Genomic DNA, 12,376 nt, shown 5'->3' with positions numbered 1-12,376 from the left:
AATAGAGAGGCACTGACTACTAATAATGGTTATATTAACCACGGACGTCAGTACGCACCTGCTCGCCAGACGGATCGGTGATCGGTGTGTGACTCGGTGCGGTTGTTACTATAAGAATGGAGCCACGGTCGAATCGCTACTTCTTTTCACAGTGACCGACGACAGTCTCCAATGAGCGAACGCGAACCCGACCGACGTGCGACCGTCGCCCGTCGTGCGGCCGAGGCAGGTGCAACGATCGCGGATGAAGCGTTTCGAACGGCATTCGAGGTCGAGCAGAAAGACGGAAAGACGGACGTCGTGACCCAGGCCGATCGGGACGCCCAGGCGGCCGTAATCGACCTGATCGGTGAGACGTATCCCGACGAACCAGTCGTCGGCGAAGAGGAAGGGGCGCTCAAGCGGGTTCCCGCGGAAGGTGCCGCCTGGATCGTCGACCCGATCGACGGGACGAACAACTTCGTCGTCGGTACCCGGACGTTCGGGACCGCCGTGGCGGCTGTCGTCGACGGTGAACCCGTGGCTGCTGCGACAGTCTGTCCGGCGTTGTCCGATACGTATCGATCCGGACCGGACGGCGTCTATCGAAACGACCAGCCGATCTCGGTCAGCAGCTGTGATGATCCCGAGGCGGCCACGGTCTGTCCGACCTTTTGGTGGGACTACGACCAGCGCGATCAGTACACCGCGACGACGCGCGAACTGGTCACACGCTTTGCCGACATCCGCCGGTTCGGCACCGCCCAGCTCGAGCTCGGAATGGTGGCATCGGGAGCGCTCGAGGGTGTCGTCACCGACCTTCGGATGAACCCCTGGGACAGCGTTGCAGGCGTTGCGTTGATCCGTGAGGCTGGCGGCGTGGTCACCGACCTCGAGGGCAATCGATGGCGCCACGACAGCGAGGGGATCGTCGCGTCGAACGGCGAGATCCACGACGAGTTACTCGCCGCAGCGCAGGCGATCGACGACTGATAGGTCCAGTCCCGTCTGAACGCTTAGTTTCGGGGCTGAGCAGGCCAGTATCCTGAAACGTGAGAAACCGGAACCGGTAAGCATCAGCACCGATGGCATTCGGATATGTACGATTACGTCGAGCGGTACGGTCCGGTGCGGGTCTGGGCTGTGACCGTGCTCGTCCTTGCTGTCGGGATCACGGCGGCTGCCCTGGCGTCCCCACGGGTTTACGTCGATTTCATCTGGCAGTATTACTGGGGTCCCGTCGTCGCAGACGCCCACGGATGGACCTGTGTTGACTGGGCTGGCGGTGCGGAGATGGAATGTAACGCGGCTGCACAAGCGGGTGTAGATACCGGGCCGACCGCATCACCGGGTTACACCTTCGTCTCGTACGCTGGCTACATCCCGACGCTCATCCTCTTACTGATCGGGATCGTCTTTATTCTCCAGTGGCTCGATATCGAACGGTTCCGTTCGGCGTTTTACGCGTTGTTCCCGTTCATGCTGTTTGGCGGTGCACTCCGTACCGTCGAGGACGCGAACGTCGCGGCCTACCGCGAGACGGGGGAACTCGCCATCGAACTCCCGTGGTCCGGCTTTCTCATTAGCCCACTGATCTACTTCACTGTCTTTTTCATCGCGTTGATCGCGCTCGTTGGCTCGGTCTGGCTCGACCGACGGGGTCTCGTCTCGAAGTATGAGTATCCGCTGGCTGGAGTCGGGACTATCCTGCTCGCGGGAACGGTCGGCTATCTCGGCTGGGTCGCTGCGTTCGAACCGTACGCGACGATTTACCCGTGGCTCCTGATCACGACACTCGTCGGGGCGACGGTCGCCACGTGGCTTACCTGGGTCGCCATCGAGCGGTTCGCACCCGACATCAACCGCGGCACCCGGTACATGGGTCTCGTGGTCATCTGGGCACACGCCGTCGACGGTGTTGCGAACGTTATCGGCCTCGACTGGGCCGTCGCGTTCGGACACGAGCAGAACCTGGTCCCGAAACACCCGGTCAACGAGGCGATCGTCAACGTTACCGGATCGATCCTCCCGGCCGACATCGCCGCCGTCACCGGTGCAGCGTGGCCGTTCCTTTTCGTCAAACTCGCAGCAGCAGTCGTCGTCATCTGGATCTTCGACGAGACGGTGTTCGAGGAGAGTCCGCGCTATGCGATCTTGCTGATGATTACCGTCGTCGCCGTCGGTCTCGGACCGGGCACCCGCGACATGCTTCGGGCAACGTTCGGCGTCTGACCGTCGTTTCGATGCGAATTCTTTGTAACGTTTACGCGCTCGCTCGAGCGCCTCGCGCTCGCGATCGTCTAGTACCGCGGTCTTTCTGCTACGTATCTACCACGCCCTCGAGGGGCGAGCGTCGCCCTGGATACCCTGACAGAGGCCGTGCTGTCGATCACGATCGGAGTTGGCGTTGTTGTATTCCGTCCACGTCATCCACCGCTTCATCGACGAGCACAACGACTGTATCGACGGTTTCGAGTTGTTACTGATCACGTTCTGGGGAACTGGCGGCGCGCTCACCGGCTCGGTGCTGACGATGCTGGGTGGTGCGCGCTCGCTCGTCCTGACGATTACACCACTGTTGGACAGTTCAGGTTCCTGATGGTGATCCGTGCGGGCTTCTCGTATCTGATGGCGATTTTCGTCTTACCACCGATGCTGTCTCTGTGTGAACGGATCTCGGGGTAACGTTCGACGGACGCTGACGACAAACGAACCAGTTAAGGGGTGGCTACCGACTCGATGTACTGTGAACGAATAGCCGTCAGTCTCGACGGCCCATCGCCGGCGCTGTTGCCGGCGGGAACCAAACTGGACCCACTAACCCGAACGGACGATGAACACTAGGAAACGACGCTGGCTCGAGTCACGAAACCAGGTGAGACGATGACAGGAACAGACGAAGAACTCGCGAAAGATCTCGGGCTGATCTCGGCGCTTGCGATCGGGATCGGCACCATGATCGGGGCGGGCATTTTCGTCCTGCCCGGTATCGCCGCCCAGCAGGCAGGTCCGGCGGTCGTCATCTCGTTCGTGATCGGCGGGATGATCGCCATGATCAACGCGTTTTCGGTGAGCGAACTCGGCACCGCGATGCCGAAAGCTGGCGGCGCGTACTACTACATCAACCGGGCGTTGGGACCGCTGTTCGGCTCCATCTCGGGGATGGGCGACTGGATCGGTCTCGCGTTCGCGAGCGCGTTCTACAGCATTGGCTTCGGTGGCTACCTCGCGGACTTACTCGACGGCGTCGTCGTCTCGATCCCCGCCATCGGAGAGGTCGCGTTGCTCCCGACGATCGCACTCGGGCCGATCGTCTTGAGCGAGATCCAGATCGGCGCGGTGCTCGCCGGCGTCGTCTTCGTCGGTGTCAACTACATCGGCGCGAAAGAGACCGGCGGCATCCAGACGGCGATCGTTACCATCCTACTCGGGCTGTTGACGATCTTCGCCATCGTTGGCTTCTTCTCGTTCGACTGGGAGACCGTCGCCGCCGACGGCAGCTACGTTCCCGAAGGAACCGCTGCCATCCTCCCCGGGGCAGCGCTCGTGTTCGTCTCCTATCTCGGTTACGCGAAGATCGCGACCGTCGGCGAAGAGCTCAAAAATCCCGGCCGGAACCTCCCGATCGCCATTATCGGTAGCGTCGGGATCGTGATGGCCATCTACACCATTCTCGTCGGTATCCTGATGGGGCTGATCCCCCACGAGGACTTCTTCCTCGAGGAAGTCGAGAACGCGCCGATGACTCACGCCGCCGAGATCGTCTTCGACTACGCGTTTACCGTTGCTGGCATCGAGATTTCGGTTCTCGGCGCGGGTGTTACTTCGATTACCATCGCGGCACTTCTGGCGACTGCGTCCTCTGCGAACGCGTCGATCCTCGCGTCGGCCCGGATCAACTTCGCGATGGGCCGGGACAAGATCGTCACCGACTCGCTCAACGAGATTCATCCCCGGTTTGCGACGCCGTACCGATCGATCGCCGTCACCGGCTTCCTCATTATCGTCTTCATTATCGGCCTCGGTGAGACCGTCGAGATCCTCTCGAGTGCGGCGAGCGTCCTCCACCTCGTCGTCTACGCCCTGATCAACGCCTCGTTGATCGTCTTCCGGGAGACGAACCCACCGGAGTACGACCCCGACTTCGAGGTGCCGTTCTATCCGTACCTGCCGATTGCCGGGTTCGTCCTCTCACTGGCCCTGATCTACTTTATGGACCCGCTTGCGGTCGCGATCAGCGCAGTGTTCGTTCTCTTCGCCGTCGTCTGGTACTTCGTCTACGCGCGAGACAAGACCCAGCTCGAGGGGATTCTCGGGACGTATATCCTGGATCGTTCCGCCGAAATGCCCGACGCGGCGGTCACCGCAGCCGACGCCGTCCGTCCTTCCGGCAGTGAAGAACACACGGTCGTCGTCCCCGTCTCGAACCCGCGAACCGAAGCCCAGTTGCTGTCGCTCGCGAGTACGGTTGCGAAAGCGAACGACGGCCGCGTCCAGGCCGTCCACGTCGTCGAGGTGCCGGACCAGACGCCGCTCGAAGAGGGCTCCGAACACGTCCGACGGATCGACAAGGAGTCCCAGCGGCTAATGGCTCAGGTTCGTGAACGCGTGGAGACGTTCGACGTCCCCGTCGACGTTCGCACTGTCGTCTCGCACCGCTCGTTCGAGGAAGTGTTCGACGTCGCCCGTCGTGAGAACGCCGACACGGTCGTCATGGGCTGGGGCGGCGGTCGACCGTGGTCGGCCGGACGTGCCGAACGGCCGATCGACGAGCTCACTCACGACCTGCCGTGTGACTTCCTCGTGCTCAAAGAGCGCGACCTCGAGACCGGCCGCGTGCTGGTCCCAACAGCCGGTGGCCCGGACTCCGATCTGAGCGCCGAGATCGCCTGCAGCCTGCGCGAGCAGGCCGGCTCCGAGATCACACTCTTGCACGTCGTCGACGACGAAGCCGACCGTGCAGACGGCCAGGCGTTCCTCGAGGAGTGGGCCGCCGAACGCGACCTCGAGGACGCGGCGATCCGCATCGATGCCTCCGGCGACGTCGAGACGGCCATCGCCGCCGCTGCTCGGGATCACTCACTGTTGATCATCGGCGCAACGGAACGCGGATTACTCTCGCGGCTTCTCCGCGGCTCGCTCGCCTACGACGTCGTCAACGACGTCGACTGTTCGGTCGTATTGGCTGAGCGTCCGGCCTCGCGGTCGCTTCGCGAGCGGTTGTTCGGCCGCCAGTAACCCGACTGTCGGTACTTTCACCCGATCGCGTCCGGGCTGTCACGACGTCGACCACCCCCGTCTCGAGATCGGTCACGACGACACGTGAGAGCCGAGCCGACGACGCGTCGGATCGGGAACGCCTTTACAGCCCCCACGAGTAGGTCGGCTCATGAGCGAAAACCCCGACAGGGGGTGGTTCGATGACGTCGACCCCGACGGACTCGAGGGCGCCCGCGAAGCGATCGATGAGGGGCGCGCCGACGCACCGGCCGACTGGCCGGCGCTGGCCGTCGAGGCCGGCTTCGTCGCCGACGAAGACGCGTACTACGATCAGTTGCACGAGGCGACGACCACGGCTGCTCGCGAGACCATCCGCGAGCGCGAGGCTGCCGACGACCGCCAACTCGTCCACGCCGTCCGCGCGATGGACGACTGTGAGCGAACGGCGAACGAACTCGCCGAGCGCCTCGCCGAGTGGGCTGGCACCGTCGACCCCGACGCGGGAACTGGTGTCGACTACGCTCGAGAGCTGGCGAACAGAGACGATGTACCGCCGGAACAACGACGGCTCGTCTCCCTCGCCGGCCGTGTCGTCTCCCTCGCCGACGAGGCCGAGGCACTCCGAGCGTTCGTCGAGGAACGGACGCCGGTGATCGCACCCAACCTCGCCGCGCTCGCCGGTCCCGTCCTCGCCGCGCGACTGGTTTCGCTGGCCGGTGGCCTCGAGTCGCTCGCGAAGAAACCTAGCGGAACGGTTCAGGTCCTCGGTGCCGAAGACGCGCTGTTCGCTCACCTTCACGGGCGTGCGCCGTCGCCGAAACACGGCATCATCTACGTCCACGACGCGGTTCGCGGGACACCTTCGGAAAATCGTGGCTCCGCTGCGCGTGCGTTGGCTGGCAAACTCGCCATCGCCGCTCGCGTCGACCACTACTCCGGCGAACTGAAGCCCGAACTCGAGGCCGAACTCGACGAGCGGATCGCGACGATCCAGGCGCGGACGGACGGTGGAGGTGGCGACGATGAGTGACCAGCTCCCTGCGGGTGTCGAGCGCCGCGCGTTCGACGGCGTCGAACGCCTCGCGACTCGTGGCGACCCCGTCTACGGGGAGCCGACCGACGGGGAGTGGCGCGCGTGGGACCCGACCCGGTCGAAACTCGGCGCGATGTTCGAGTTGGGGATGGAGACCGGCCTCGAGGGTGACGACACTGTACTCTACCTCGGTGCCGCGAGCGGGACGACCGTAAGCCACGTCGCCGATTTCGCCGGACCGACGTACGCCGTCGAGTTCGCCCCCAGGCCCGCTCGAGACCTGTTGTCGGCCGCGCAGTCGCGACCGCGGCTGTTCTCCCTGCTCGCGGACGCCCGCAAACCGGAGACGTACGCCCACGTCGTCGAAGCAGATGTCGACGCCATCGTCCAGGACGTCGCGACCCGAGGGCAGGCTCGCGTCGCCCTCGAGAACCGTCGCTTTTTGGCCGACGACGGGCGACTCCTGCTGGCCGTCAAAGCCCGAAGCGAGGACGTGACCAGCGACCCCGACGACGTCTTCGCCGACGTCGAAACGGAACTCGAGGCCGGCTACGAGATCCTCGAGCGCCGACGGCTCGACGAGTACCACACGGACCACCTCGGGGTTGTCGCGCGGCCGAAGTGACATATCATACGGTCTGTAGTGTGTCACTGAAGTGTCTCCGCTCGATAGCGTGGCGAACGCCTACGCTCGACCCCTTCGACGGCACCACTCGAAGATATTGGCCGATTGACGACCCTGTGGAAGACTCCTGCGGGAGACCCGATGAGTCACATCGACATCGGTGTCGGTCGACCGATTCCGACTCCAAACCGTATTTACTGTCGCGGCCGCAAACGGGAGACGATGGAACGCGGGTCGCCGGAATCGTTCACACGAATGGGCACGCTGGGGATCGAAGAGGAGTGTTTCGTCGTCGACGAAACCGGCCGTCCGACGAGCGGCACGGACGCCCTCGTCTACGAGCACGAGCCACCCGAGATTCTCGAAGACCGGCTCGACCACGAACTGTTCAAGTTCGTCATCGAGACCCAGACTCCGCTGATCGAAGACCCTGATGACGCCCGCGAGCGATTGTGCGAAATCCGCGAGGCGCTGCTCGAGCATGCCCACGCACACGGTTACCGGATCGCCGCCGCTGGCCTCCACCCGCTTGCGAAGTGGCGCGAACTCGAACACGCTGAAAAGCCACGCTACCGATCACAGCTCGACCGGATTCAATACCCACAACACCGGAACACGACGGCTGGCGTCCACGTCCACGTAGGGGTCGACGACGCCGACAAGGCTGTCTGGATCGCCAACGAACTACGGTGGTACGTCCCGGTCGTCCTCGCGCTCTCTGCGAACTCACCGTTCTGGAACGGGTTCGACACCGGTCTTCACTCGGCTCGCGCAAAAATCTTCGAAGGACTCCCGAACACCGGCATGCCGACGTACTTCGAGGACTTCGAGACGTTCGACCGGTTCGAACGCCGCATGCTCGAGACCGGGTCGATCGAGGACCGCGGCGAACTCTGGTACGACGTCCGTCCGCATACTGCCCACGGGACGGTCGAACTCCGCGCGCCGGATGGGCAGGCCGACCCCGACGTGGTGCTCGCGTTCGTCGAGTACACCCACGCGCTGGTCGAGGCACTTGCCGAGGAGTACGAAGACGGTGCGACGGGGCAGGCACGCGACCACCGACGGGAACTGCTGGATGAGAACAAGTGGCGTGCGATCCGGCAGGGACACGACGTCTCGCTCATCGCTCGCGACCTCGAGGGAACCGTCGACCTCGGCGAACTCGTCGACCGCGAGTGCGAGCGACTGGGGATCGATGGTATCAAGCGCGTCTACGACCGCGAGAGCGGTGCAAGTCGCCAGCGTCGGCTGCTCGAGGAATCGGGCCCCGACGCGCTCTGTGAATCGCTGTTCTTACAGACGGAGTGATCGAGCCCGTCGCTGCCAACGAAGCGAAGGGGGTGAAACGAAGACGGGGACCACAAGGGTTGAACGAGGGGGCAGGGTTCTGGCGCGGTGGTGGTGCTGGGGTGTCCCCTGCCGTGTCGTCCGGATGGGAAGTGTACACATACCCGTGGTGCCAAACCAGTTGGGTAGTCCACCTACCGGTCGGTCGCGCTCGCTCCCGGCTGGTAGGATCAGTCGAACTGCAGGAACTGACGGTCGTCCGTTCGGTCGGCAGACGCCGGGTAGACGATCACGAAGTTACCGTCGGTCAGTGTCGAGATGTTCTTGGGAAGCGTCTGGAGTTCGGGGTGCCAGCCGGCGTCGTCGCGTCGCGAACTCATACAGACGATCAGATCGTCAGCGCGAACGTCGTCACGAAGCCTCGAGAGCAGGGCCAACCACCCGTCGACGGATTCGAACGTCCCGGGTGCGTCGGGCTCGATCTGTCCGAACTGGCGGTCGAACTGTGCTGGGTCTTCATCGACGGCGAGCCCATGAATTGGCGCTCCTGTGTCCTCGGAAACGAGTTTGACCGTGTGTAAGGCCTCGTCGAACCCATCGTTGTGGTCGATTTTTGGCGGTAACACCAGAACGATCCGTTTAGTCGTATTCAGCGGGTTGGGAACCCGGGCAACGAGTGACAGTCGACTGGTCCGGCGTAACACCTGATCGATGACGTGTCCGAACACCGTCTGGGTGCGCGAGTGAGCGCCATCCCAGCCGATGACGAGGGTCGAAATTCGGTTCTCGACGACCGCGTTAACAATCCCCGAGGCGACGTTGTGATTGACCCGCGTGTGCGCTTCGATCGGTACCTCCGCGCCAGAGGCGTACTCCGCCATCTCCTCGAGTACCGCTTCGGCGTCGGCGACCGACGCTTCGGTGCGCATGCCTGTCTCCGGACGGACAACCGAGACAGTGTGAATCGGCTCCTCGGTGCGGCCGCTCTGAACCGTAAACGCCAGATCGAGCAGCGACTCCTTGTGCTGTGACTCTGTCGAAACGGGCACGAGGACTCGCTGAGGGATATCGTCCGGGTTGTACGCTGTACGATCGCGTTCACGGATCAGTGTGGTGCCGGCTCGTTCGACGATCGAGGGACTGATCAGGCTCACGACGAGGATCATCAACACGACGCCGTTGATCATGTTCTGGTCGAATCCGGGGATACCCGCGTCGAAGCCGATCTGGACGATCGCGAGTGCAGCGGCCGCCTGGCCGACCGAGAGACCAAACATCCCGAGCACCTCCTGTCGGTTGTAGCCGTACACTCGACCGGTCGCCCACGCGGCGACGTACTTCGTCACGACGACCATCCCGATCAGCGACAGCGCGATGGTGAGCGTCTCGAGTCCCTCTGTGATGACCCACACGTTGACGAGCATCCCTACAGACAGCAAGAAAAAGGGGATGAACAGGGCGTTGCCGACGAACTCGATGCGGTTCATCAGGGGACCCGTATCCGGAACGAGCCGGTTGAGGGCGAGGCCGGCGAGAAAGGCTCCGATGATGTGTTCGACGCCGACGAGTTCGGCGAGAAATGCACAGATGAACAACACGGCCATCACGAACAGGAACTCGAAGTAGCTCTCCTCGCTGTGGATCCGGAAGAACCACCGGCCGAGTCGGGGAACGATCAGCCAGACCCCGACGAAAAAGATCGTCAGCCCGACCGTCAGCTGGACCCAGAAGGCAGCGTCTAACGTGCCACCGACGGACGCGACTACGACTGCGAGTACGAGCAAGGCGAGCGTATCGGTCAGGATCGTCCCACCGACCGTGGCGGTCATCGCCTCGTTTTTCGCGATTCCAAGACGGTTGACGACCGGATAGGCGAGCAGCGTGTGCGATGCAAAAATGGCTGCGAACAACGAGGCTGCTGCGACCGTCAACTCGAGGACGTACACGCCGACGACGGTACCGACCACTTGCGGGATCACGAACGAAAAAAGCCCGAAGACGACGCTGCGGTCTTTGTACTCGATGAACCGGTTCAGATTGATCTCCAGGCCCGCGATAAACATCAGGTAGATCAACCCGACCTCGCCGAGCAACTCGATGGTCGCATCCCGCTCTAAGAGGTAGAGTCCGTTCGGACCGATCGCCGCCCCGACGAGGATGATACCGACGATCCCCGGCAACCGGTAGCGTTTGAGGACGAGGGGTGCGGTGAGAAAGATCACCATAGCCAGCCCGAAGATCAACACGGGATTGTCGAACGGCGGCGACAACGATGGAACTCCGGCGAGCGGGACGATCGCGTTGCTGGCCGGAGACAGGGCGTCCACGCATGGTCGAACCGTCTGTGACATAGCCGTGATGGACTCGAGACCGACGAGCGGCGGGTCGGCGGAGCGATCCGAGTGCTACTCGACACCTGTGGTGCCGACGTACACGAGTCCCCACCGACTAGCACCAGTGTTACTCGCCACTTACGGCGGATACGGCTGCCCGTAGAGCGAGTCTTCGCCTCGCATGAGACGCACGTTCCCCTTTGCACGAGACCCACCGGAACCGAGAACCCGAACTGCGAACGCAGTCTCGAGGCCGCTACTGTGTGCAGCGATCGACGACCTCCCGAAGCAAGGATGATTCGCCCCCGCAGGACACCCGTCTCGTAGCGATTCGACTCCCGGTATGGTGATCGTGCGTGATCCTGAGCGGAGACTCGAACACGGACACGCTGGTCGACGTGAGCCAAAGTGGATACTCGGCTGTCGAGTTATATCGAAACTGGAGAACGGCTGGTGAATCAAGCCAGCCGCGACGAGACGGTCACAGTGTGCGAGGCCGACGAGGGCCTGCAATTCGTACAATCACGTCACGTTAAATAAGTGCAATCGACGAGCGAATGACGGTCACACGTGGTTGTATGTTCAGCTTTCGTGTCGGTGTGCGTTCCGTGAACGAGCCGGTAGCCGCCGAGGGAGCGACCGCCGCGACGGTCGATTGTAGGCCGATCACCGACGCCCGTCAAGCAGCTCGTCCGAATCGTCCCTCTCGAGGACGTCCTCGGCCAGCGACTCGAGGCTCGCGACGAGGCCGTCGACCGTCGCCGGGTCGTACGTCCAGAAGCCGGCGTACGTCCCGGAGCCGCGCTCCTCGGCGACGAGCGCGCACTTCCGGAGGTCAGAGCCGTCGCCATCGAAGACGACGAACCAGAACTCGGCGACTCCGTTCCGATCGCGGTCGACGATCCGGACGCCTTCCATGTCCTCGACCGCGTCTGTCCACTCGTCGGCGACGAACGCGGTAACCGAAAGCGATCCCCTCTCGGCGAGGCGTTCGTAGACTCCACGCTGTGCGACCAGTGCCTCTCGTCGTTGAAAGCCGGCGTACAGCCGTCCAGCGCCGACGCGCCACGCCCGAGCCTCGAACTCTCGAGTCGCTCCGAGTAACTGTCGTCGATCGTACGAGGCGAAGACCGTGTTCTCGAGGAAGTCGAACAGCTCAGCGACGTCGACCGATTCGTTGTCGATCGTCCACGGCGGATGAACCGTCGGCGAGAGGATCGCCTCGAGATGGTCCAGCCCGACGGCGCCACGAAACACGCCATCGCCATCGCGAACGACCAGACAGCCGCCGTCGCCGTCTCGCCCTCGGAACCAGTGGTCGACGTCGACGTTGTACACCGCAAACTGCCGTTGTAACTCACCGGCGACCGCTCCGTCGTCGGTGTAGACCTCGAGTCGCTTTCGCCGGCCTTCGACCTCGGCCAGCGCCTCACGAAGCGTCGGCATCGTGATCGATCTCGAGGAAGGCGACGATCGGTTCGGGGACGTCCGCGTCGGTAACGCGCCGTTCGTCCGGGTCGTACGTGAGGAAGCCACAGTCTTCGAGCCGGGGAAGCATATCGTGGTGGAGTGTTATTTCGGTGCGCTCGTGTTCGGCCGGGCTCGCGATCTGATCCTCGCCGGCGATCGACGCGCCGACGACGACGCCCGCAAGCCGGTCGAGTGACACCTCGGACCGGGTCGCTACGAATGCGACCACGGTTCGGGCGTCACCGTCGGCGAGGGCCCGAAGGACGTCGTCGACCGGGGCGTCGACTGCCGATCGTACCGCCGAGATTGTCGTGACTGGGTGTTTCATATGCTCGTCTTCGACTGCTGGTGGCAAATATTGCTACCCACGTCCGAACGGACTGTCGTTCGGTCGGGACGGATCATGGTCGGTCGTCCAAACGGCCG

Annotated in this window: 10 protein-coding genes; 7 read left to right on the top strand and 3 right to left on the bottom strand. The window is 63.3% G+C overall.

Features of this window, described 5'->3' with window-relative positions; translation table 11 throughout:
• The first annotated feature begins 171 nt into the window (after positions 1-171).
• From AArc1_RS07750 to AArc1_RS07720, 7 genes are all read left to right on the top strand, one after another.
• Positions 172-972, top strand: a complete 801-nt coding sequence (locus tag AArc1_RS07750) for an inositol monophosphatase family protein (protein WP_117363826.1) — start codon at positions 172-174, stop codon at positions 970-972.
• Between the two features lie 105 nt (positions 973-1,077).
• Positions 1,078-2,211, top strand: coding sequence for a DUF63 family protein (locus tag AArc1_RS07745; protein ID WP_117363825.1), 1,134 nt, complete (start codon positions 1,078-1,080; stop codon positions 2,209-2,211).
• Positions 2,212-2,389: 178 nt separating this feature from the next.
• Complete coding sequence (locus AArc1_RS19610; protein ID WP_133412332.1) at positions 2,390-2,578, top strand: hypothetical protein; 189 nt, start codon at positions 2,390-2,392, stop codon at positions 2,576-2,578.
• Positions 2,579-2,862: 284 nt separating this feature from the next.
• Positions 2,863-5,217: an amino acid permease gene (locus AArc1_RS07735; protein ID WP_117363823.1), complete on the top strand. Its 2,355-nt coding sequence runs from the start codon at positions 2,863-2,865 to the stop codon at positions 5,215-5,217.
• A gap of 151 nt (positions 5,218-5,368) precedes the next feature.
• A complete protein-coding gene (locus AArc1_RS07730; protein ID WP_117363822.1) occupies positions 5,369-6,229 on the top strand; it encodes an NOP5/NOP56 family protein in 861 nt (286 codons plus the stop codon).
• Positions 6,222-6,857, top strand: a complete 636-nt coding sequence (locus AArc1_RS07725; protein ID WP_117365820.1) for a fibrillarin-like rRNA/tRNA 2'-O-methyltransferase — start codon at positions 6,222-6,224, stop codon at positions 6,855-6,857. The genes AArc1_RS07730 and AArc1_RS07725 overlap by 8 nt, the downstream gene beginning before the upstream one ends.
• Positions 6,858-7,079: 222 nt before the next feature.
• Positions 7,080-8,168 (top strand): glutamate--cysteine ligase, encoded by a 1,089-nt coding sequence (locus AArc1_RS07720; RefSeq protein ID WP_117365819.1) that lies wholly within the window; start codon positions 7,080-7,082, stop codon positions 8,166-8,168.
• 209 nt (positions 8,169-8,377) lie between these two features.
• Here the strand turns inward: AArc1_RS07720 and AArc1_RS07715 are convergent, their stop codons facing one another.
• The 3 genes from AArc1_RS07715 to AArc1_RS07705 all read right to left on the bottom strand — a co-directional run bounded on the left by AArc1_RS07715 (position 8,378) and on the right by AArc1_RS07705 (position 12,278).
• Positions 8,378-10,498 carry a cation:proton antiporter gene (locus tag AArc1_RS07715; RefSeq protein ID WP_117363821.1) on the bottom strand — a complete coding sequence of 707 codons (2,121 nt, stop codon included), beginning with the start codon at positions 10,496-10,498 and terminating at the stop codon, positions 8,378-8,380.
• Positions 10,499-11,146: 648 nt separating this feature from the next.
• Positions 11,147-11,926: a DICT sensory domain-containing protein gene (locus AArc1_RS07710; RefSeq protein ID WP_186336665.1), complete on the bottom strand. Its 780-nt coding sequence runs from the start codon at positions 11,924-11,926 to the stop codon at positions 11,147-11,149.
• Positions 11,910-12,278, bottom strand: coding sequence for a DUF7344 domain-containing protein (locus AArc1_RS07705; protein ID WP_117363820.1), 369 nt, complete (start codon positions 12,276-12,278; stop codon positions 11,910-11,912). The genes AArc1_RS07710 and AArc1_RS07705 overlap by 17 nt, the downstream gene beginning before the upstream one ends.
• Between the last annotated feature and the right edge of the window lie 98 nt (positions 12,279-12,376).

Origin of the sequence: Natrarchaeobaculum sulfurireducens (genome assembly GCF_003430825.1) — an archaeon.
GTDB classification, from domain to species: domain Archaea; phylum Halobacteriota; class Halobacteria; order Halobacteriales; family Natrialbaceae; genus Natrarchaeobaculum; species Natrarchaeobaculum sulfurireducens.
Note: the sequence above shows the minus strand (reverse complement) of the source record. Positions and strands in the feature narration are given on the sequence as shown.

Bases quoted from the DNA above. Each gene is read 5' to 3' on its own strand.
- AArc1_RS07750 (WP_117363826.1), top strand. From the start codon at position 172: ATGAGCGAACGCGAACCCGACCGACGTGCGACCGTCGCCCGTCGTGCG.
- AArc1_RS07745 (WP_117363825.1), top strand. From the start codon at position 1,078: ATGTACGATTACGTCGAGCGGTACGGTCCGGTGCGGGTCTGGGCTGTG.
- AArc1_RS07735 (WP_117363823.1), top strand. From the start codon at position 2,863: ATGACAGGAACAGACGAAGAACTCGCGAAAGATCTCGGGCTGATCTCG.
- AArc1_RS07730 (WP_117363822.1), top strand. From the start codon at position 5,369: ATGAGCGAAAACCCCGACAGGGGGTGGTTCGATGACGTCGACCCCGAC.
- AArc1_RS07725 (WP_117365820.1), top strand. From the start codon at position 6,222: ATGAGTGACCAGCTCCCTGCGGGTGTCGAGCGCCGCGCGTTCGACGGC.
- AArc1_RS07720 (WP_117365819.1), top strand. From the start codon at position 7,080: ATGGAACGCGGGTCGCCGGAATCGTTCACACGAATGGGCACGCTGGGG.
- AArc1_RS07715 (WP_117363821.1), bottom strand. From the start codon at position 10,498: ATGTCACAGACGGTTCGACCATGCGTGGACGCCCTGTCTCCGGCCAGC.
- AArc1_RS07710 (WP_186336665.1), bottom strand. From the start codon at position 11,926: ATGCCGACGCTTCGTGAGGCGCTGGCCGAGGTCGAAGGCCGGCGAAAG.
- AArc1_RS07705 (WP_117363820.1), bottom strand. From the start codon at position 12,278: ATGAAACACCCAGTCACGACAATCTCGGCGGTACGATCGGCAGTCGAC.